We start from the raw sequence: 20,820 nt of genomic DNA, 5'->3' as shown, positions 1-20,820 counted from the left end.
AAATGCAAAGGAAAATTGAGTCGCTCGTTTCTGATTATTTTTCTAAATTTCATTTTAAAAAAGCTTTCATTCCCGGTGTAACCCAAGTTAAGGTGTCGGGCAGGGTTTTTGACGAGAAAGAAATTGAAAAGGCAGTTCTGGCATCACTCGAGTTTTGGTTGACTGAGGGGCACTTCGCGGAAGAGTTTTCTAAAAAGCTTGCGAAATTTTTGGGTGTTCGATATGTAACTATCACCAATAGCGGCTCCAGCGCTAACTTAGCGGCTTTTAGCGCTCTAACTTCCCCTAAGCTAGGCGCAAGACGTATCAGGAAGGGCGACGAGGTGATTACAGTTGCTTGCTCTTTTCCAACAACAGTAAACCCAATCATTCAGTTTGGAGCAATTCCAGTTTTTGTAGACATCGATTTGCAAAGTAGGAATGCTGTCCCAGAGCTTATTGAGAAAGCGGTTTCGAAAAAAACTAAAGCGATTATGATTGCTCATACGCTTGGTAATCCTTTTGATATTGACAAGGTTATCTCTATTGCTAAAAAGAATAATCTTTGGATTATTGAGGACTGTTGCGATGCGTTGGGGTCAAAGTATAAGGGGAAGTACGTTTCGACCTTTGGAGATCTTGCTACTTTTTCCTTTTATCCTGCTCACCAGATTACAATGGGTGAAGGAGGAGCAGTTGTCACTAGTAATCCGGACCTTTACGTTCTTGTCAATTCTTTTTGTGAATGGGGTCGTGACTGTTGGTGCAGGACAGGACAGGACAACCGTTGTGGACGAAGATTTTCCTTTCAGTTAGGCAAGTTGCCTTATGGCTACGATCATAAGTATACATATTCTCATATTGGCTACAACTTAAAAGCTACAGACATTCAAGCTGCTATCGGTCTAGCTCAATTGGACAAACTGCCTAAGTTTATAGAAAAAAGAAGAAGTAATTTTGATTATCTATATAGAAAGTTAAAAAGGTACGAGGAGTTTTTTGTTTTTCCACAATGGCTGGAAAAGTCTGCTCCTTGCTGGTTTGGTTTTATGCTGACTGTTCGAAAGGAAGCGCCTTTTGCCAGACTCGATATTGTGAATTTCTTACAAGCAAATATGATTGAAACTCGAAGTCTTTTTGCCGGCAATTTATTAAAACATCCTGCTTATTCAAAGATAAAATACAGAGTAATAGGTGATCTTGCAAACAGCAATGCCGTTATGGATTCTGGTTTTTGGATAGGTGTATATCCCGGTATCGATCGGATTCAGTTAAAATATGTCGTTTTAAAATTTGATGAGTTTCTTAAGAAATATATCTCCTAAATATTTTTTGCTTCTAATACTTTTGATGGGGTTTTTACTCCGCTTCAATAACCTTACGGTTGGATTCCCAATTCTTTACATGTCAAACGACGAGGCGATTTACCATTTGAGCGCGTTAAATATGCTTGCCACAAAATCTATTTTTAGCATTGGCAACTACGGCCCTTTAGGATCTTACGCGCAAATTCCATTTATTCTTCTTTCCTTTGTTGTTATGTTTTTATCTGGAAAAGTACACAACATCCGCGATTTTGAATTTTTACTCGTAACGCAAGAAGGTTACCTGACGTTTATTCCTCGCGTAATTTCCGCACTTTTTGGGGTTTTAAGTGTGCTTGTTATTTACAAGCTAACTGTTGAAATTTTTGAAAGTAAAAAAGCCGCTTTGTGGGCAAGCGCGCTTTTTGCGATTTCATTTAATTTAGTTCATGTTTCTCATTTAGCGAGGGCTTGGTCCCCGGCTATTTTCTTCGCACTCCTTTCCGTGTTGTTTGCTTATAAAAGTATTAAGAAGCATGATTCGGAATTCAAGAATGTAACTTTTGCCTTCATCTTTTCTGCAATCTCATTTGGATTTCATCAGATTAGCGGCATGGTTATTATTTTGATCATTCTTCTTAGGTTAATTTCAAGTAGAAATCTTTTTGAGAAAAAAGTTATTCTTACTAATTTATCAGCTTTGCTACTTTGGGCTTTTTTAATTCTTGTTTTTAATTTTCTGAGTGTTGGTGGAGATTTTTTTAAAATAGTTTCCCCGGGAAATCCTAATGTCGGACTTATTAAACTTCCCCACGCATCGGACAATTTATTTGACGTTTTGCGGTTTTATATAAATGAAGGAAACGTGCAAAAGGTTTTTGGAGACTTAATTAAAACCGACGGTATTATCGTGGGAAGCGCAATGTTATTTTTCACCAAAAGAACTAATTGGCGGCGGGAATATTTGCCGTTTTTTTTATTTATTTTCTTAAACTTTCTTTTAGTGGTGACAGTCTTTCCTCCTTTTGTTAGATACTTTTTGATTAGTTTTTCCCTTTTACCTATTTTTTCGGGTTTCGTTTTATCGCGTGTGCTTCATTTGAATTTTACATCGGTTATATTTGCCTCTATCCTCCTTTTGCTTGCTTCACTTAACTCCATTTACTGGAATATTCTTATTTTAAAAACACCTACTTTTTCTCAAGTCCATGAATGGGTTGATAAAAACATAAGGAGTGAAGTTCCAATTGCGTATACAATTAGAAGAAATTTTGGTCACGTTCCTAATGCTAGAGCGTCAGCCCCAATTAGAGAATTCCGGCCAGGTTTCTACTCGCGGGCGGCGGAGTTAACGGGTGAAACATATCCGCCAAACGTTAGAAATGTGGTTTATATAAACGAATTTCAAACACGATCAAAAGAGGAAGATCTTCAAAGGGCATCGTCTGTTTACCCTGTCAAATATGTAGTCGATTCTTATCTTGGCTCTTATGATCGATTATTATTTAACTCAAGTAGTTTTGATTTCGAATTAATTGTTCATTTTTCTCCAACCGGAGAAATTGTTTATAATTACAAAATACCTGAAGCTTTCTTTGACGCGCCTTATAACTTTCCGCTATTTTTGGTGGATAGACCCGGTCCATATTTTGATGTTTTAAAGATAAAATAGATTCCCACAGGCATAGCCCGTGGTCCTCTTTCAACTCAATTCAAGCTTCGCTTGGTCTGAATCGCCTCCTGCCATTCATCCACGGCTGGAAGCCGTGGTCTTCTGGTAAGTCGATAAACTACATGCGGATTTTCGTCCACGATTAAGCCTGGAGTCGAGTCTGACTTGATAAGGACCACAGGGCAGTGCATATTTTGATATTCGCTCACTCTCATCCTCGGCTTTAAAGGCCGAGGAATTCTCGCTCATAATAAAGTAACTTCTGAGCTGTACTTTATGTGATCACCTTGTAAATGTGGCAACAATTCGCATAAAATACGGAGACTTTTGACTTCATGAATTTAACAAAACAAACAATTCTTCTAACAGGCGGCACTGGATCATTTGGAAAAGCATTTATCGCTCATCTACTTTCGCAAAAAACTTTTAAGGGTGTTATTAGAATTTATTCCAGGGATGAATTTAAGCAACACGCACTTATGGCGAAATATCAGGGAGACAAAAGGTTAAGATTTTTATTGGGAGATGTAAGGGACTTAAGAAGATTAAAGCGAGCAATTGTTGGCGTAGATTATGTAATACACGCCGCGGCCCTTAAGCAGGTGCCTCTTTTAGAGTATAACCCTTTTGAAGCAATTCACACAAACATTATGGGGAGTGAGAATGTCATTGAGGCTTCGCTTGATGAAAATGTTTCAAAAGTTATTTTAATTTCTTCAGATAAAGCAGTTTCTCCAGTAAACTTATACGGTGCCACTAAAATGGTTGCCGAGAAAATTTTCATTCAAGCGAATTCTTATGGAGGGGAAAAGAGTACGAAGTTTAGTGTTGTAAGGTACGGAAATGTAATGGGCTCGCGTGGTAGTGTTGTTCCTGTTTTTATTTCTCAAGCGAAAAATAATCACATTACGATAACCGACATTAGAATGACAAGATTCTGGATTACCTTGGAGCAGGGGGTTGAGCTGGTTATAAATACACTTGGAAAAATGAAGGGCGGAGAGATATTCGTACCAAAAATTCCAAGTGTCAGGATTACTGAAGTTGCAAAGGCTATTTCTCCAAATTCTAAAATTAGAATTGTTGGAATAAGACCCGGTGAAAAGCTCCACGAAGCGTTGATTAGTTTTGACGAATCAAGACATACAAGGGAATTTAAGAACTATTTTTTAATTGAACCGGAATTCGACTGGTGGGCCGGTAGCAGTAAAGTTAAAAAGAAGCCAGTTGACGGATTTATGTATAGCAGCGACAACAATAACAAATGGCTTAGCGCGGAGAAGATTAAAACACTTATTTCTGATATAGCTTCAGATGGCGCAGGTTATTAACTTCGTTTTATGTCTAAAAATAACATTGTCTTTGTTATAAATACGAACGAGTATTATAGAAACTATATAACTTCTAATTGCCTTTCTGAAATTAAAGCCGACTGCACTTTTCTTTTAAATAAGGATTTGACACGAAAGCAAATTCCTCAGGCTAAAAGGGATAGAGTTTTAGAATTCTCTTACTCAAAAGAAAAGGCAAGACTACATTTTCACTTATTCAACACAAATACCCGAAGATACGGAAATAGGAGTTTAACTTTTAAGTTCCGTTTTATGAGGCTGCCTAAATTTCTTAAGATTAAATACTCACTGCTCTCATTTCCTGTTATTTATGACTTATTTAAACTTTACGTTTTTCTTGGTACTAAAGATAAAGAATTGGAAGAGTTAATTGAAAAAACTAAACCATCCTTAATTTTAATCCCATCAAGCGGATTTGAAGGTGTCACTTTTGAGTTTATTAGGATTGCAAAAAAGTATCAAATTCCGGTATGCCTTTTAATTGATAATTGGGACAATCTTTGCAGCAAGACGATATTTACAAGACGTCCGGATTACTTGGCTGTTTGGGGAAAACAGTCGGTCGAACATACTATGAGAATTCATAACGTCGACCGCGAGAGAGTCTTTGTTCTTGGGACGCCGAGATTTGAAAGCTATTTTCGGCAAAGGAGTGAAAAGCTACCTTCTCCTTACCCATTCCGCTTTGCTCTTTTTTCGGGCAATGCAATTCCTTTTGACGAGATTTCAACTTTGAGGGAGCTTGATGGAATAATAAGTCATTTAGAGGATCAAATTAAGATCGTTTACAGGCCACATCCTTGGAGACATCCACGAAAATCTTTTGATACATTTTTTGATTGGGATTTTAAAAATGTTATTTTAGACACTGATGCCAGAGCTTATTACAAAAGGGAGCAGAACAATATTATCCCGGGCTTGGATTATTATCCAAGGCTTCTTTCTAATATGGAGTTTATGATATGTCCCCTATCTACAATGCTGATTGAAGGGCTAATTTTTAATAAAAAAGTTTTTGTTATTACTTACGATGATGGAATTCATCTAACATCGCCGAAAAACGCTTTTAAATATTATGAACATTTCCGGAAAATCGAACAGTTACCAAATGTCATAATTGTCGACAAAATAGAAAAGTTGAAGTACATATTTAATAATCCCAACATTTCTAATGCAAAGGTTAATTCTAAGAGTAAATATAGCAATCTCAACTATTATCTTTCGGAAGATACAAGGAATTATTCTTTAAATCTGAAAAGGTTATGCGAGACAATTATCCAGAAGGAGAATGAAAAGACCGCTTAAGCTGATCCCCTACTCTCACCAATCGATTAACCAGAAAGATATCGAGGCAGTGACCAGAGTTTTAAAATCTGATTTTATTACCCAAGGACCCGAGGTTCTTGAATTTGAAAATGCGGTTGCGAATTACGTCGGAGCAAAATACGCTGTAGCGTTTAATTCCGGCGCATCCGCTCTTGTTGCAAGTTGTTTCGCCTCCGGAATCGGTTCGGGCGATGAAGTAATAACCACACCTTACACATTCGCAGCATCAAGCAATTGTTTTGTCTGGTTCGGAGGAATTCCCAAATTCGTCGACATTGACTTTGCAACCTTAAACATTAATGCTGATCGGATTGAGCAGGCGATAAATAAGAAGACAAAGGCGATTTTGGCGGTTGATTTCGCCGGTAATCCCTGTGATTGGGATAGAATCAAAAGAATCGCTAAAAATTATGGCCTTGTAACAATTGATGACGCGGCTCACTCGATCGGCTCTAAATATAAAGGGAGGATGATAGGAACAATTGCTGATATAACATGTTTTTCTTTCCATCCTGTTAAAACAATAACGACTGGTGAAGGAGGTATGGCGGTCACAAACGACAAAAAGTTATGGGAAAAGCTTCTTATTTTTAGAAACCATGGGATCACAAGAAAGAATTTACAAAATAATGTTGGCGGTTGGTATTATGAGATGCAGGAACTTGGTTTAAATTTTCGACTAACCGATTTTCAAGCCGCCCTTGGTGTGTCACAACTCTCGAGGATAGAAAGGTTCATTGGAGCGCGTAGATTGGTCGTTGATGTGTATAGGAAAGCATTTAGTGACTTGCCTATTGATGTGCCGAAGGAAAACAATTCTAGTTTTGCCGTTTGGCATTTGTTTACTGCGCTTTTAAAGCTGGACGAGATTAAAGTTTCAAGGAAGAGGATTTTTGACGAGCTGAAGGATCGAGGGCTCGGTGTTCAGGTCCATTATATTCCCGTCCATCTTCAGCCATATTATCGAAAAAAATTTGGATTTAAAAGAGGTGATTTTCCAATTTCCGAATCTGTTTATGAATCGGAAATCTCGTTACCGCTTTTTCCGGATTTGTCAAAAAAACAAATAGATTATGTAATAAAAACTTTTAAGGATGTGATTGGTGAATATTCGAGATAAACTTCCGAGGGCTAAAAGCCCTCGATATTCGCCTTTCAGGCTCAAAAGTATGTTTTCTCTTCAATTCATCCGAGGCCTGATAGGCCTGGATTTTCTTGAAGTCGAAAATAAATTAAAGCAAGAATTCGAATCAGTAAGAAACTCTGTTGATCCCAAAATCGATGCTGGAATTGAAGCTGTTGCTATACTTTCGGGTGAAAGCGGTGATCCGGCACTTAAAACAAATTTAAGAGACACAGAACAACGAACAGCTTACGGGCTTACGATCTATAAGAAGCTAGCAAGTTTTAGTAGCCGGGGCCCAAAGTTAGTTTTAACAGGCACTGAAGCACAAAATGATTTGATGAGAAAACTGGCAAAAAACATTGATTCTTCAAACGTAATAAAGTTGTCTAATATGCCCCCAGTCCCTCTAATTTCAACGCTTGACCAATTTAAAGAGTTGGGTAAATTAAATTTTAAAAAGTTGGCCATTGTCACTCATGCATACCACGGCCCGCGATCTGCAAGATATGCGCGAAAGTATTTGGGTAAAAAAGATTACGAATTTTTTCTACTAGACAGAAGAGGAATGAATCCAGAGGAAATTAAATCCGAAATTGGTAAAATTATAAAATATTTTATGAAAAAAGATTTAACATGAATGTATTTAAATACAAAGATTTAGAGCTTTCTTCCTTTTGTTTGGGATGCGCTCAATTTGGACAACAATACGGTATCGCCAATAAGAACCAAGTTTCAACGAACACAACCAAGTGTATACTAAACGCTGCACTTGACCGCGGAATTAACTTTTTTGACACTGCGAGTAGCTACGGGGGGAGTGAAAAAATAATAGGGGAAGTTCTTGGAAGACGAAATGTAATAATTGCCACTAAGCTGACTGCGTTTAAATCTAAAGATTCCTCTAAGGAAATTTTGGACTCGTTGAAGACTTCTCTGGGTCGACTTCACAGAAAGCATTTGGATATTATTTATATCCACGATTTCGAAGGTTTTTTTGCAAATCCTGATATTTTTTTGGATATTTTATATGACTATAAAAAGCGGGGTCTAATCAGATATATCGGTATCTCCTTATATGATCCAGGAGATGTGGACAGAGCGCTTAAATATGATGAGATTGATGTTTATCAAATCCCCCATAATATCCTAAGTCGGGACTTTGAAAGCCAAGGCAAAATGAAATTACTGCAGAAAAAGGGTAAGCTCATTGTTCAAAGGAGTGTGTTTCTTCAAGGAGTGCTACTGATGAGCACTAAAAATTTACCGGAATACTTTGGGGACGTAAAGGGTAAGCTGAACACGTTCTATAAATATTTGGACTCATATAAAGTACCGCGCGAAGAGTTACTTATTCAATTCATTGCAAACAAGAACTTTGGTCCTTTAGTAATAGGGATAACCTCGCCAAAACAGTTAGAGACGGACGTGTCTGCTTTTGAGGCTCACATTGATCAAGTAGTATTTGATAAACTTGCACAACGCATTCCCATTTTGGAAGAGAAGTACACAAACCCTGCCTGTTGGAACTTGCAGCTATGAGAAGCCTGGCGGACTTAATCAGTTTAGAAAATAGGACAGCGATTGTGACGGGTGGTTTGGGACATTTAGGCTTAGCCGCGACAGAAACACTTCTTGAATTAGGAGCAACTGTTGTTGTAACTACAACGCAGAAGACTGCTAAAAAAAGAGCTACCGTCGCTCGTGGATTGCTCAAGGAATTTGGAGAATCCAGAGTTATTGTTAAAGACTTGGATTTTACAAGCAGCAATTCTTTTCTTAAGTTTTCCAATGAAATAAAAGGGCTCCCGTCCATAGCCATTCTTATAAATAACGCTATTCATCAGGAAAAGGTATCCACCAACTTAGCTTATGACGAATTTGAGAGTAGTTTAAACGGTGTTCTTTGGAGTACACTGAGGTGCAGCCAGCTTGTTTTCCCTCTTATGAAGAGAGAGGCGAAAGGTTCAATTATTAATATATCTTCAATGTACGGACTTCAATCGCCGGATTGGAGGCTATACACTGACAATAATTTCAATATTCCACCGACGTACACAATCGCCAAAGCGGGGATTATTCAGCTTACAAAATATCTGGCTTCTTACTGGGGTAGGTATGGTATCCGTGTAAATTCAATTTCTCCAGGGCCTTTTCCTAAAGAAAACGTGGCTCGGGACAAGAAATTCGGTGAGAGGCTAAAAAGCAAGACAATGCTTGATAAGTTGGGTAATCCCGAGGACTTGAAAGGCTTGTTTGCGCTGCTCTCAAGTGATGCTTCCGGTTTTATCACAGGAGAGAATTTCGTTGTTGATGGGGGCTGGACTTCATGGTGAGGGGACGAACGGATAATATACAAAGCGTTTGTGCGATAATTCAAGCGAGATTTGATTCGGAGAGGCTACCGGGCAAGATTTTGGCAGAATTAGCCGGAAAGCCTCTACTTTGGCATATTTGTAATAGATTAAAATATTCTAAAAGGATAAAGCATATTATTGTTTCAATTCCTAGATCAAAAGACAATGATATTCTAGAAAAGTTCGCAAAAGAAGAACAATTGCAATGTTTTCGTGGCAATAAGAAAAACGTTTTATCAAGATTTTACAATACCGCAAAAAAATTTGATTGCGGGATTATTGTAAGGATAACTGCCGACAATCCCTTGATTGATCCCCAGATTATTGATGTATGTATTCGAGAATTTATAAGAGGTAAAGTTGATTATTTAAGTACCACAGACCACGTAACAAGGAGTTTGCCTATTGGCCTAGATGTCGAAGTATTTTCTTCTAATGCGCTTTTTAAGGCTTATAGGGCCGCTAAAACTTCCTACGAGAAAGAACATGTGACCCCTTATATGTGGTTTAACCGAAATCGAGAGTTTATTATAGGAAAGACGCCAAAATTAGATCCAAACTACTACCGAAATTACAGACTGACGGTTGACTGGGAAAAAGATTTATTGTTAATGAGGAAAATTTATGATAACTTCTTCAGGGAAAATGCGATTGTTGATGTTAAAAAGGTTCTTAGATATTTGGACCAAAATCAAGAACTCGCGATGTTGAATATAAAACTCGAACAGCAGTCTTGGAAGGTCTTGCGCAAATGGTGATTATTGTTGACTATGACATGGGGAATGTAGCTTCGGTAAAAAACGCTTTGGATGCTTTAGGTGCAGAGAGCAAAATTTCAAGGGAATCGAAAGATTTTGACAGAGCGACTCATATAATTTTACCCGGGGTGGGAACTTTTAGTGACGGCATGAATAAGCTGGCGGAGAGAGGTCTTATAAAAACATTGGAAGGGCAGGTCCTGAAGAATAAAAAGGCCTTCTTGGGTATATGTTTAGGCATGCAACTTCTGGCGGAAGTCGGCGAAGAAGGTGGATTGCATAAAGGTTTGGGTTGGGTTAAGGGTAAAACTCGAAAATTGAGCGTGAGCAAAAAACACTTCAGGCTACCCCACATTGGATGGAATGACGTTTACCCCGCCGATAACTCTCTTCTTTTTGAAAATGTTAAACCCAGTGTTTTTTATTTTATACATAGTTACTGCTTAGCTCCTGACGAAAGCGGCGTAGTGACAGCAACTTGTGAATACGGAGAGGAATTTACAGCATCTGTTGCGGTGGATAATTTGTTTGGAGTCCAATTTCACCCCGAGCGTAGTCAAAAAAGTGGTCTTAGAATTCTTGAAAATTTTCTAAATTTTAAGGATGCTTAAAAAGAGACTCGCTCCATGCTTACTTCTCCAGAATGGGCAGCTTGTTAAGAGCCTGAAGTTTTCTGAATACCAGATCGTCGGCAATCCAAAGGTTGCGATTCAATACTTCAATGCTTGGTCCGTCGATGAAATAATTTTTTTGGACATCAGTAAAACAAAGGAATATCAAAAGTTGATTAGGACTGACTATAACTTTAAGATGCTTGAGGATTTTGTAGAAATTATAAAAGAGTGCGCGAAAACCTGTTTCGTTCCCCTGGCGGCGGGCGGAGGTATCAAGTCTGTTGACGATATGCATATTTTATTTAAAAGTGGTGTTGATAAAATTATTATCAACACTATGGCTGTTAGAAATCCTTCTTTAATTACCGAAGCGGCTAGGCTATTTGGCAGTCAAGCGGTTGTAGTTTCTATTGACGCGAAGACTATTGGCAAGGATAAATATGAGGTTTTTATAAATCACGGCACAGAAGCAACCGGTCTGGACCCAAAGTCTTGGGCGATAAGGGCAGAAAGACTAGGAGCTGGCGAGATATTCTTGAATTCTATCGATAGAGATGGGACTCTAAAGGGTTATGATCTACCTCTTTTAAAACAAATTACGAATAAAGTTAACGTTCCTGTGATTGCTTGCGGGGGCGTTGGAAACTGGCAAAATCTAGTAGACGGTATAAAAATTGGCGGTGCGAGTGCTGTGTCTGCAGCTAATATTTTTCACTTCACAGAGCAATCGACAAGGCACGCTAAAAAATTCATGGTAGATGCTGGGCTGGACGTTAGGTTTTAGACATAAGTTATGCAGTACTGTACTAAATGTGTTTACCCAATTTCCTCTGCTGTTAAATTAACTTTCGACAATGACGGAGTTTGTTCTGGTTGCCGAGTTTCAGAAGCACGGAAAAAAATTAATTGGAGAAAAAGGGCTAAATTACTTGAGAGTTTAGCAGAAGACTCTCGTGTTTCTAACGGCTCAAATTATGATTGCATTATTCCCGTTTCCGGAGGGAAAGATAGTTACTTTCAAACTCACTATGTTACAAAGGTATTAAAATTAAAACCGCTTCTTGTCACTTACCACGGAAATAATTATCTTCCTGAGGGAGAATATAACTTGAATCGTATGCATCATGTGTTTAACGTGGATCACATCATATTCAAACCTAATGTTGACGTTTTGGTTAAACTGAACCGTATTTGTTTCAAGAAGATGGGCGACATGAACTGGCATGCTCATTGCGGCATCTTTACATATCCGGTGCAAATTGCGGTTAAATTTAAAATTAAGTTAATCGTCTGGGGAGAACATGGATATACCGACCTGGGGGGAATGTATAGAGCAGATGAATTTCCCGAGATGACAGCGAAGTATAGGTTTGAACACGCCTTAAGGGGCTTTGATTGGTACGATATGGTAGGTGAAGAAGGTTTGAAGGAGCAAGACTTGCTTTGGGCCAAATATCCGACCGAAGAAGAACTCGAGGAATCTGAAGTTAGAGGTATATATTTAGGAAATTACGTTGACTGGGACGCAAATAAGCAATACAAATTGATGCAAAGATTATACAATTGGCAACAATCTAAGAAGCCATTTGACAGAACTTACCGTAGATTTTCCAATCTTGACGACATGCATGAAAATGGTGTGCATGACTATTTAAAGTTTGTCAAATTTGGTTATGGAAGAGCTACTGATCATGCATGTAAAGATATAAGGAGCGGTTATATTACAAGAAAAAAAGCCATAGATTTGGTAAGAAAATATGATCATGTCAAACCTCGTGATCTCAAACGATGGTTGCAATATGTCGGAATGAAGGAAAAAGAGTTTGATAAAACTGCTGACCAATTTCGAGATGCGAGAGTATGGAGAAAAAACAAAGGGAAGTGGGAAAAAGATAATATTTGGGATGAAGAAAAAAATTGACAGCAAGCTAATGCTGCGAAAAGCGAATAAATTTGATCTTGCCTTTTTTTACAGCTTAAGGAATGATCCAACTGTCAAGGAAAACAGCTTTAATAGTAGCCCAGTTAAGCTTGATGATCACACTAAGTGGTTTATGGGTAAGTTAGGTGATAAAAATACTTACTTATTTGTCGCGGAGGTTGACGGCCTTCCTGCCGGTCAGGTCAGAGTTGATTTAAATAGAGACGTTGGCGAAATTAGTATCTCTCTGGTTAATAAGTACCGCGGCCGTGGATACGGTCCTGTTTTAATTCAGAAAGCATGTGATTATGCTTTTGAAAATTCCGCAGCTCTTCGTGAAATCAGAGCATATATAAAGCCCATAAATATTAGCTCGAAAAAGAGTTTTTTAGACGCCGGTTTTGTGAGCACGGGCCTGAAGTCTAGGGAAAAAGAAAAGGCGATTGAAATGGTTTTATTTAAAAAGAAATATGGAAATATTAAAAAACCGTTTATAAAACTTGGAACTAGGAGTATTGGTTCTCAATTCCCTTGTTTTGTCGTTGCCGAAATTTCGGGTAATCATAACCAAAAATTTGAGGAGGCTGTAAGGTTAATTAAAGCAGCCGCAGAAGCGGGAGCGGACGCGGTGAAGATTCAGACGTACACGCCTGACACAATAACACTTAAGTCGAATAAGGAATGGTTTATTGTCAGAGGCAAAAAGACTCCTGAGGCTTGGAAGAATGAAACGCTTTACGACCTTTATAAGACTGCCTATACTCCCTGGGAGTGGCACACTAAGCTCAAAAAAGTTGCGGAAGAGTTAGGCCTAATTTTTTTTTCAACTCCCTTTGACGAGACCGCTGTGGATTTTTTGGAAAAGTTGAAGGTTCCCTGTTATAAGATCGCCTCTTATGAAGTTGTAGACATTCCTTTAATAAGAAAGGTTGCTCAAACTAAAAAACCCGTCATTATGTCTGTTGGTTTTGCGGCCCTTTGGGAAATTGAGCTTGCAGTTGATACGTTAAAAAAATATGGTTCTGGTGAAATTGCTCTTTTGCATTGCGTAACTCAGTATTCTGCCAGTCCCCTACTTTCCAGCATGAATCTTAGGACAATAGGTGACCTTCAGGAGAAGTTTGGGGTGGTTAGCGGTTTCTCCGACAACAACGCGGGAATCATAGCCCCAACGATTGCGGCAACTATGGGTGCTTCAATCATTGAAAAGCATTTAATTACAAAACGCTCTCGCGGAGGGCCGGACTCCAGATTTTCATTAGAGCCAGAAGAATTTGGGCAAATGGTGAAAAAGATAAGAAGAAATGAAGGGGCGAAGGGCGAGGTTAAATATGGCCCGTTAAATAGTGCCGAGGAATATAACATGCGGTTTAGGCCTTCTATTTTTGTCTCTAAGGATATTAAGAAGGGTGAGAAATTCTCTTCAAGAAATATTAAAACGGTAAGACCTAGTAATGGATTGCCTCCTCGAGAGTGGGATGATATTATAGGCAGTCGGGCACTCTACGATATAGAGCTCGGCACCCCCCTTTCCTGGGACCTAATAGAAAAGTGATTGCTTCCTCATTTAATAAGTCAAAAAACTTGTACGACTATTCAGTTGATTTGTCGAAAAACTGGATCTCCAAGTATTATCCGAATAATAATTATAAGTTTTATGGCATATCACTGGAAAAAATTCAGGCTTTCTCTCAGCATCATTTTTTTTCGTCGCTTTTACAAAAGCAGCCTATAGATGACGTTTGGGGACAATACCCACAAACGTTTGCTTACTCCTTAAGTCCCGGCCGAAAGGCACTTAAATATGCATCAAAGCTTACTCACCTTCTTAAATTGATTGTGGCGCCAAGGGCAAAAATTAAATGGCCACATGTGGCATCTGAGGTTTTAATAGTGGCTAGCGGCAGGCACCTAAGTGGTCTTTTGCCACTCATTAAGTACCTCTCAAAGAGGAGGAAGGTTTTAGTCGTCGGGAAAATAACAGAGGTTGATCAAAAATATCTGAAAAGTATCAATATTTCATTTTTAAATCTCACCAACACTCAAAGGTACCAATCACGACGCGAGCGGTTGAAAGCCTTATCTTTTTTTGTCTTTAGAAGATGGCGGGTAGAAAATGAGAATGCACTTCTTGCCGGTCGACCCTGGACGCTCAGATTATGGTATTTAAGGCTTTTTTTGTTTCCTGAAATTGTTTCTTTTTTAAATTTTGCCTTTTATCTTTATTTACGAGCGAAACCTCAAGTTATTTTAACTTCAACGAGCAATGATACATTTGGCTCAGCTTTTGCTTTAATGGCGAAGTCATTTGGAATAAAGGTTGCTGAAATTCAACATGGAATAGCGACCTGGGAAATAATTGAATCTGATTTTTACTTTTCTGATTATTATTTGGTATGGGGCAGACTGGCGAAAATGATCCACCCTAAAAATGCATATATAGCCGGCTGTCCGTATTATAAAAGGCCGAAACACATTAATCATGTTAACTTGAAAGAAAAAAAGATCATAAACGTTTTAGTTTTATGGGCACCTATTTTTGGAACTTTGTCTCTTTTTTTAAGGTACTCGAATAAACAATCGATTGAAAAGCTAGTTAAAGGGCTTTCAAAATTAGATTCGGGATTTAGAATTATTCTGAGAAACCACCCTTCTTATTCTTTAAGGGACGACCTTGACGATCTGGAACTTCCCGCAAATGTAAAGGTGGATAATTCAAGTAAGGTAGAAAATGTTATTAATAAGAGTGACGTTGTAATAACAGGCGCGACAACTGCGGGTCTGATTGCAATTTTGAAAAATAAGCCAACACTCTACTTCGATAATTCATTTCTGTCTGGAAAATTCGGGGATCCTTTTGTTAAAAGTAAGAGCTCGATAAACATAAAATTTGATCAGCTTGAAGATATTGATGTTGGCATTAAAAAGATTTTATACGACAAAAATAAACTAAAAAGGCAGAGATTTTATCAAAATAAATTTTCGAATCATTATGTTTCTGCTTTTGGCATCAAATCTTTTATGGAGATCGACAAATTTATAAACAAGGTTATTGTGAGCGAGAAGCCCCAGCTTTCAAGTTGAGGCTGAGAGTGATTCTTTAAGCGAATGTCAAAACCTACAGTGCCATGCGGTCCTCGTCATATTTATGTAACTAAATGTGATTCCGGGCCTAATCATGGGCTTTAGTCCATGAATAATTTATTTAAGTAAATATGACTTCTGATACTCGACGCAAAAATCTTCCGGTCGACTTAATGTATTCGAAGGCCGAAGACAAAGATAAGCTATGGGTTGAATTAAATAACAAATATTGGAATGGGTCGACCGAGTCTTTGGAAAAGTTTTTCGCGGAGTCCTTTAAGCTGACGGCAAGGACTGTTAGGCACATATTATCTAATACGAACAAAACTCCGGGATTGATTGCAGACATTGGGGCCGGATATGGGCAATTTTCTTTGAATTTAGTATCGCTTGGATTTGAGGTCGTTGCGATAGAGCCAAGCACTAAAGATAGAAAAATTATTAAGTACTATTACAATAAGCTTCGAAAGAAAAAGGGGCGGTTAAAAGTAATTGATGGCACCGCTGAAAAGATACCTCTAAAAAGTGGGGTCGTTGATCTATGCGTCTTTTCTCAGGTCTTGGAGCATGTTCAAGATCCGGAGAAGTCTCTGAAGGAACTTGCGAGAATATTAAAACCTGGCGGATTTATATATTTGAGTTGTCCTAATTATTTTTTCCCTGTAGAACAACATTATCATTTACCATACTTTCCTTTAATGCCAAAGAGGGTTTTTTCGCTGTGGGCACTTTTTGCGTTGAAGTTTTTAAATATTAGAAAGGTTAATTGGGTAAGAGAAAGAGACTACTCCGTAGTAAAAGACTTTGTTTTCTCGCTTAATTACACAAACAACAGGCTAATTGAAAGGTTGTGCAGAGCAAACAAGCTAGAAATTGAGTGGTCGTCTGTCGAGGCCAACCGTGACTTGTCAGGACAAATTAAAAAGCACTGGAACCAAAAAAGGTCTAAAAATCAACTGCTGCTAGTTTTAATTTCTTTACCGAAGAAGCTGCTGCGCGCTGCGTTTTCTGAAGTCGGAATTCTTCCGATGAAACTTGAATACATTATTAAAAAACCTCAGCTGTAAAATAAGTAGGTGGAAATTGCTAGAATTACAATATTGGCGACAAATAAAGTAAACGTAATTTTGATATGCCACCTGTTATTTATCTTTAATTTTTTTAGCCCTTGATAAATAAGACCATACAGAGCTAGAACAGTCGTCACCTTAACAATTAGAGGTTTTAAGTAAGCCCCTTGAGATTCTTGGAAGAACAGTAATTTTAGAATTCCAACAACTTCGTTTTGTGCAAAAAAATAGATCGCTACGGGAATTCCCAAAAAAATCATTTTTCCGTTTTTTTTAAATACTTTTGTCAAATTGCTCGCCCCATAAGCGAATAAGAAAGAGATTGGTAAGTACGCGGGGAATAGATCCTTTGCATGCATTGCAGATAGTGTGAAATTTCCGATGATTAGAGTTATGAAAGTTACCGCTAAGTAAAGTGCTGACAATTTGAAGTAAGCATTTGTTCTTTTCCATTTTTTAATTGCTGCTATTATTACGAGCATAACGCTGATAAGTAAAACTAAATTTAATATTTCAGGAAAGCGTACTGTCAGCGCTCCATACCCAGACCAAAAAGTTCTAAACAGTGTTAAGGCAAAACTATTCCAATAATTTAAAGGGCCAATATTTTCTAGAAGATCTAAATGGTGGTCTCCTCCTTGCGCTTGAGTGAGCGCGTTAATTTCCAGAGGCGTGTCATAAAGAGTGAGAGCTCTTGCCAAGTACCATCCAGTGACGATCATGAAAGTCGATATAAAGATTAATATTTCTATTGCACTTCTTCTAAGGCTTTCAGGTCTGTTTCTTAATTTTAACAAAGCAACACTTAAATAGAACGCTCCGGCTGCAACGAAGGTTATTTTAGTTAAAAATCCGATACCCAGTAAAAAGCCTTGAAGGACGTGAATTTTTGCAGGTTTTAAGCTTTTGAAGTATTTTAATTCAATAAAAAGAAAAAGTGCGGAAATAAAACTTAATAGGGTTACGTTTGTAAGCGTGGTAAAAATATGAATAAACATGGGGTTGAAAAGAAAGAGTAGGCTTAGGGTTCTTTGGCTTTCGTTTTTCAAGGTGAATTTTAATAATTGAACTGCAATCAAAAAGATGCCAATGGCGCAAAGTACAGAAAATAATCTTAAAGTATGGACTAAGAATTCGAGGCGTCCCCAGCCAAGCATCAATTCTTCCTTAGTGTGTACAAACTGAGAATACTCTCCTTTTCTAAGTAAGTTGAAGTTGGGATTCATCTCTAATTGGCTTTGGGGATACTCTGGCAAGCCAAACACTTTTATGATTGGTGCCAACATTGAATAATAGAATGGTGGGTGCCAAAGATAGCAACCGTCTTGGATTTTAATGTTAGGAATTTTCCCTTTATGCGCAATATAGTCAGCGTGACAAAAATGTCCGGATTCATCGGCGCCTTCTAGAATAGGTGTAAAAATATTCCATAATATCAATAACGCTGAGAATAAAATGAGTTGAATCTTTACGATCTTTGTCATTCTAGATCTTTTTTAAGGAGTACTCTCCATTTTCGCTTTCGACTATTAAGTAGTCTAGTTTAAAGGAGGGCGTTGTATTGTTTTTTTGTGCACACTGCGATAATTCTCTTTGCACTTTTTCCACAGTTTTTTTATTCTTAGCCTCGAGACCTAACTCATATAGTAGCGCTTCGTTTGCTTCTTCTAGAGTTGATGTACCCTTTTGTAAAACTAAAAGGTCGCAAGCTCTCTGGATTTGTTCTGCGGTACTTATATAAGACCTATCCCCGGGTGAAAGATAAGTCCAGATTCCCGTAGTTGCTCTAATTTCGTCTCCTAGGCTGGTGTTCAAAGTGCCCACTACGTAATTGTTGCCCATTGTGTTTATTTGCATTATCAATGACGCAGTTCTGGTGTCTTGCGTTAAATAACTTTTGTTGTTCTGATACCAGTTATTCTGGACGTAAAAGCCAAAAATTAAAATCGAGAGCGTAGCCAAAGTCCAAAGTCGGTAATTTGCCTTTTTGAAAAAAGTATAGGTGATTAATAAAAGAGAGAGCGTAGCCAAAGGAGCTATAACTCTTGTTATCCAGTGGTCTCCTTGTAAATCTCTTCCGAGAATAATTTGGTGAAAATCAATAAGAACTGCAGCGCAAACTACATATATAAATAAAACTTTGTAGATGGGGTCGCGAGGCCTAAATTTATACAGAAGGAATGCAATTAAAAGGTACCTAATTTGGATTGGGAAGAGAAAATTTTTTTCTTGAGAAAACCGTAGAATGAACTCCTTCGAGAGAATTTCCCGTGTCAGGTAAAAATTTAAAAGCAGAGGCAGCGAAACTATCGCCCCAATAATTAAGATTTTTGTTATTTGCTTTTTGTCCAAGTTTTTTGCGGCAAAAGGTGCGATGATCAGCGATGCTAAGATAATTGTTGATGCGACATAGACAGAAGAGTAAAGCGAGAGCCCAAGGATTATTGGTAGAATTATTACTCTTTTGGGATTTTTTGACTTCAAAAACCAAATTGACGTGAAGATGGCGCAAAAAAGGTAAACATCAGATATTTGTGGGTGAGGTGTTCTCGTAAAGAGCAACGGCCCATTTTCTATCCCGGTTAAAACAGTTCCATAACTTGTGATTTTCGGTATCAGCACAGACAAAAAGGGGATTACTAGAACTGCGCTTGCGGCAAAAAGGGTGAAACTTAAATTAAATCCTAAATTTTTTAAATTTTTCGAGATTAATAAGAAAAGAGTAAACGGAAAGACAAAGTCTGATGCCATAAATCCCTTGGGGACGCTAGATAAAAGTATTGAGAGGATGGATACAGGAACAATACTACCTAGTTCTCCAAGATAGGGAGAGAGCCCGTTTCTGTATTCCCATATATATGGGTCTCCAATCAAATAACCTTTGACAAGGTGCTGTACTTGGGCAGCATAAGTATAGGCTTCCTCTTTGGAGTAGGAAACCGCAGAATTGACGGAAAAGGGCTGATAAGCTCCTTTATTATCAATACTGCCTAAAATGTGGGGGAGCGAGACTACGAAGCCAATTAGAAGCCCGAATGTTAAGATAATAAGGTTTTCTTTAGAAACCTCAGGCACTTTTTTTGACAAATGATTTAAAATTTTTATCTGATAAATTTTCCTTAATAAAATCATTTTGGACTTTCAGGGCATTGTCTCGCATTTTTTTGACCAGTCTCTTATTGTTGATTAGACTACTCATTTTTTCGTAGAGTTCATTGACTCTAGCATGCACTTTCTCCCCTGCTAGTTTTTCAACAGCAAGGTCACTTATCGTATCTTTACCATTCGTCAATATTGGTATTCCAGCGTTAAGAACTGTAAGGAGCCTGACGCGATGCGAGTAGAAATCCTCTTTCGACTCCTTTACTAGGTTAACACAGAAAGAAACATCTGCGAGATTCTTGTTAAGGTCTTTTGCAGGAAGCCAAGGAAGAATTTCTAGACGGTTTTTAGGGATTGTTTTTAATTTTGAAGTTACGTCTTTGTATATCTTTTGATAACCAGTTTCTGGATGAAAGCCTCCTAGAATTTTTAACTTCCACTCTTGATCGCTGTCCGTTATTTTTTTGAATGCTTCAATTAAAGGATAAGGATTCATCCAAGGGTAAATTCCTCCGAACCAGAGAATTTTCTTTTGGGGTGAGGGTTTAATACTTTTTTGTGAATAACCCGTAGGGATAACTGAGATCTGTCTGTTGGTTAAGTTCAAACTTTCTTGTTCGGAAAAAGTTAACCAATATTCCTTTTGTCGTTTGTTTGCAACGAAAAAATGAGACCCTTTTGAAAGTATTAGTTTAATATTGTCTTTTTGGCTATTTTTTTTAACCCAATCAAAAGGTTTGTATTTTGAAAAGGTTAACTCTTTTTCTAAGATTAGCGGAGTGTAAAGATCGACGATCACCTTACTTTTGTCTTCAATGTTACGAGCCGCGGAGTAGCTAATAGAGTCTTTTTTGGTACTTACCAACAAGTACGTATAATCTGCTTTTCTAGGCGTCCTTATTTTGTCGACAATTACAGTTTGTATTCCTTGAGACTTGAGATAAGATGAAACGCCTTCTATCCTAATAGAAATACCTGATTTAAATTTGGATTTTGTAGAGATTGGGGAGAATAGTATAAACTTCCGAGGGCTAAAAGCTCTCGGTATTGTCCCTTCAAGTTTTAGGCCCACAGTTCCAGTATAGAACGAGGACTGCAAGCTTTGCTCACAAGAGCGAGCAGAAAAAATCATCTTCATTGCTGTTGACATCTCGGAAG

Annotated in this window: 18 protein-coding genes and 1 pseudogene; 16 read left to right on the top strand and 3 right to left on the bottom strand. The window is 38.0% G+C overall.

Annotated features, from left to right (window positions below):
• Window positions 1-2 precede the first annotated feature (2 nt).
• The 16 genes and pseudogenes from rfbH (at window position 3) to NUV69_04090 (ending at window position 16,557) form a co-directional block, all read left to right on the top strand.
• Entirely contained in the window at window positions 3-1,304 is a 1,302-nt protein-coding gene (gene rfbH, locus NUV69_04165) for a lipopolysaccharide biosynthesis protein RfbH (protein ID MCR4324851.1), read from the top strand.
• Window positions 1,276-2,955: a glycosyltransferase family 39 protein gene (locus NUV69_04160; protein ID MCR4324850.1), complete on the top strand. Its 1,680-nt coding sequence runs from the start codon at window positions 1,276-1,278 to the stop codon at window positions 2,953-2,955. Before rfbH ends, NUV69_04160 begins: the two co-directional genes overlap by 29 nt.
• Window positions 2,956-3,290: 335 nt before the next feature.
• Window positions 3,291-4,286, top strand: coding sequence for a UDP-N-acetylglucosamine 4,6-dehydratase (inverting) (pseB, locus tag NUV69_04155; GenBank protein MCR4324849.1), 996 nt, complete (start codon window positions 3,291-3,293; stop codon window positions 4,284-4,286).
• A gap of 9 nt (window positions 4,287-4,295) precedes the next feature.
• On the top strand, window positions 4,296-5,612 hold the full coding sequence (locus NUV69_04150; protein ID MCR4324848.1) for a hypothetical protein: 1,317 nt from the start codon (window positions 4,296-4,298) through the stop codon (window positions 5,610-5,612).
• The gene (gene pseC / locus NUV69_04145) at window positions 5,596-6,753 is read left to right on the top strand and encodes a UDP-4-amino-4,6-dideoxy-N-acetyl-beta-L-altrosamine transaminase (GenBank protein MCR4324847.1); all 1,158 of its coding nucleotides are present in this window, start codon (window positions 5,596-5,598) and stop codon (window positions 6,751-6,753) included. Before NUV69_04150 ends, pseC begins: the two co-directional genes overlap by 17 nt.
• Before the next feature lie 49 nt (window positions 6,754-6,802).
• Window positions 6,803-7,396: a YdcF family protein gene (locus NUV69_04140; protein ID MCR4324846.1), complete on the top strand. Its 594-nt coding sequence runs from the start codon at window positions 6,803-6,805 to the stop codon at window positions 7,394-7,396.
• Window positions 7,393-8,298 carry an aldo/keto reductase gene (locus NUV69_04135; protein ID MCR4324845.1) on the top strand — a complete coding sequence of 302 codons (906 nt, stop codon included), beginning with the start codon at window positions 7,393-7,395 and terminating at the stop codon, window positions 8,296-8,298. Before NUV69_04140 ends, NUV69_04135 begins: the two co-directional genes overlap by 4 nt.
• Window positions 8,295-9,092, top strand: coding sequence for an SDR family oxidoreductase (locus NUV69_04130; GenBank protein ID MCR4324844.1), 798 nt, complete (start codon window positions 8,295-8,297; stop codon window positions 9,090-9,092). The genes NUV69_04135 and NUV69_04130 overlap by 4 nt, the downstream gene beginning before the upstream one ends.
• Window positions 9,086-9,871, top strand: a complete 786-nt coding sequence (locus tag NUV69_04125; GenBank protein ID MCR4324843.1) for a glycosyltransferase family protein — start codon at window positions 9,086-9,088, stop codon at window positions 9,869-9,871. Before NUV69_04130 ends, NUV69_04125 begins: the two co-directional genes overlap by 7 nt.
• Window positions 9,865-10,482, top strand: coding sequence for an imidazole glycerol phosphate synthase subunit HisH (hisH, locus tag NUV69_04120; protein MCR4324842.1), 618 nt, complete (start codon window positions 9,865-9,867; stop codon window positions 10,480-10,482). The genes NUV69_04125 and hisH overlap by 7 nt, the downstream gene beginning before the upstream one ends.
• Complete coding sequence (locus NUV69_04115; GenBank protein MCR4324841.1) at window positions 10,475-11,269, top strand: imidazole glycerol phosphate synthase cyclase subunit; 795 nt, start codon at window positions 10,475-10,477, stop codon at window positions 11,267-11,269. The genes hisH and NUV69_04115 overlap by 8 nt, the downstream gene beginning before the upstream one ends.
• Before the next feature lie 9 nt (window positions 11,270-11,278).
• Complete coding sequence (locus NUV69_04110; protein ID MCR4324840.1) at window positions 11,279-12,406, top strand: N-acetyl sugar amidotransferase; 1,128 nt, start codon at window positions 11,279-11,281, stop codon at window positions 12,404-12,406.
• A 10-nt stretch (window positions 12,407-12,416) separates the two neighbouring features.
• Window positions 12,417-12,797: pseudogene (locus tag NUV69_04105) on the top strand (GNAT family N-acetyltransferase).
• A gap of 57 nt (window positions 12,798-12,854) precedes the next feature.
• Window positions 12,855-13,961 carry a pseudaminic acid synthase gene (gene pseI / locus NUV69_04100; GenBank protein MCR4324839.1) on the top strand — a complete coding sequence of 369 codons (1,107 nt, stop codon included), beginning with the start codon at window positions 12,855-12,857 and terminating at the stop codon, window positions 13,959-13,961.
• Entirely contained in the window at window positions 13,958-15,490 is a 1,533-nt protein-coding gene (locus NUV69_04095) for a hypothetical protein (protein ID MCR4324838.1), read from the top strand. Before pseI ends, NUV69_04095 begins: the two co-directional genes overlap by 4 nt.
• Before the next feature lie 131 nt (window positions 15,491-15,621).
• Window positions 15,622-16,557: a class I SAM-dependent methyltransferase gene (locus NUV69_04090; protein ID MCR4324837.1), complete on the top strand. Its 936-nt coding sequence runs from the start codon at window positions 15,622-15,624 to the stop codon at window positions 16,555-16,557.
• On the opposite strand, the gene NUV69_04085 is transcribed toward NUV69_04090, so the two are convergent.
• Genes NUV69_04085 through NUV69_04075 form a run of 3 tightly spaced genes read right to left on the bottom strand, consistent with a single transcriptional unit; the run spans window position 16,548 to window position 20,812 of the window.
• Window positions 16,548-18,044, bottom strand: coding sequence for a hypothetical protein (locus NUV69_04085; protein MCR4324836.1), 1,497 nt, complete (start codon window positions 18,042-18,044; stop codon window positions 16,548-16,550). The genes NUV69_04090 and NUV69_04085 overlap by 10 nt on opposite strands.
• 1 nt (window position 18,045) lies before the next feature.
• Complete coding sequence (locus NUV69_04080) at window positions 18,046-19,647, bottom strand: hypothetical protein (GenBank protein ID MCR4324835.1); 1,602 nt, start codon at window positions 19,645-19,647, stop codon at window positions 18,046-18,048.
• Window positions 19,628-20,812, bottom strand: a complete 1,185-nt coding sequence (locus tag NUV69_04075) for a hypothetical protein (protein ID MCR4324834.1) — start codon at window positions 20,810-20,812, stop codon at window positions 19,628-19,630. Before NUV69_04075 ends, NUV69_04080 begins: the two co-directional genes overlap by 20 nt.
• Between the last annotated feature and the right edge of the window lie 8 nt (window positions 20,813-20,820).

Source organism: Candidatus Curtissbacteria bacterium, assembly GCA_024654445.1.
Classification (GTDB): Bacteria; Patescibacteriota; Microgenomatia; order Curtissbacterales; family GWA2-41-24; genus JANLHP01.
The sequence above is the reverse complement of the archived record's forward strand: the minus strand, read 5'-3'. Positions and strand labels throughout refer to the sequence as shown.

What these genes read in the sequence shown, in the direction of transcription:
- rfbH (MCR4324851.1), top strand. Translation starts at nt 3, where the DNA reads ATGCAAAGGAAAATTGAGTCGCTCGTTTCTGATTATTTTTCTAAATTT.
- NUV69_04160 (MCR4324850.1), top strand. Translation starts at nt 1,276, where the DNA reads ATGAGTTTCTTAAGAAATATATCTCCTAAATATTTTTTGCTTCTAATA.
- pseB (MCR4324849.1), top strand. Translation starts at nt 3,291, where the DNA reads ATGAATTTAACAAAACAAACAATTCTTCTAACAGGCGGCACTGGATCA.
- NUV69_04150 (MCR4324848.1), top strand. Translation starts at nt 4,296, where the DNA reads ATGTCTAAAAATAACATTGTCTTTGTTATAAATACGAACGAGTATTAT.
- pseC (MCR4324847.1), top strand. Translation starts at nt 5,596, where the DNA reads ATGAAAAGACCGCTTAAGCTGATCCCCTACTCTCACCAATCGATTAAC.
- NUV69_04140 (MCR4324846.1), top strand. Translation starts at nt 6,803, where the DNA reads ATGTTTTCTCTTCAATTCATCCGAGGCCTGATAGGCCTGGATTTTCTT.
- NUV69_04135 (MCR4324845.1), top strand. Translation starts at nt 7,393, where the DNA reads ATGAATGTATTTAAATACAAAGATTTAGAGCTTTCTTCCTTTTGTTTG.
- NUV69_04130 (MCR4324844.1), top strand. Translation starts at nt 8,295, where the DNA reads ATGAGAAGCCTGGCGGACTTAATCAGTTTAGAAAATAGGACAGCGATT.
- NUV69_04125 (MCR4324843.1), top strand. Translation starts at nt 9,086, where the DNA reads ATGGTGAGGGGACGAACGGATAATATACAAAGCGTTTGTGCGATAATT.
- hisH (MCR4324842.1), top strand. Translation starts at nt 9,865, where the DNA reads ATGGTGATTATTGTTGACTATGACATGGGGAATGTAGCTTCGGTAAAA.
- NUV69_04115 (MCR4324841.1), top strand. Translation starts at nt 10,475, where the DNA reads ATGCTTAAAAAGAGACTCGCTCCATGCTTACTTCTCCAGAATGGGCAG.
- NUV69_04110 (MCR4324840.1), top strand. Translation starts at nt 11,279, where the DNA reads ATGCAGTACTGTACTAAATGTGTTTACCCAATTTCCTCTGCTGTTAAA.
- pseI (MCR4324839.1), top strand. Translation starts at nt 12,855, where the DNA reads ATGGTTTTATTTAAAAAGAAATATGGAAATATTAAAAAACCGTTTATA.
- NUV69_04090 (MCR4324837.1), top strand. Translation starts at nt 15,622, where the DNA reads ATGACTTCTGATACTCGACGCAAAAATCTTCCGGTCGACTTAATGTAT.
- NUV69_04085 (MCR4324836.1), bottom strand. Translation starts at nt 18,044, where the DNA reads ATGACAAAGATCGTAAAGATTCAACTCATTTTATTCTCAGCGTTATTG.
- NUV69_04075 (MCR4324834.1), bottom strand. Translation starts at nt 20,812, where the DNA reads ATGTCAACAGCAATGAAGATGATTTTTTCTGCTCGCTCTTGTGAGCAA.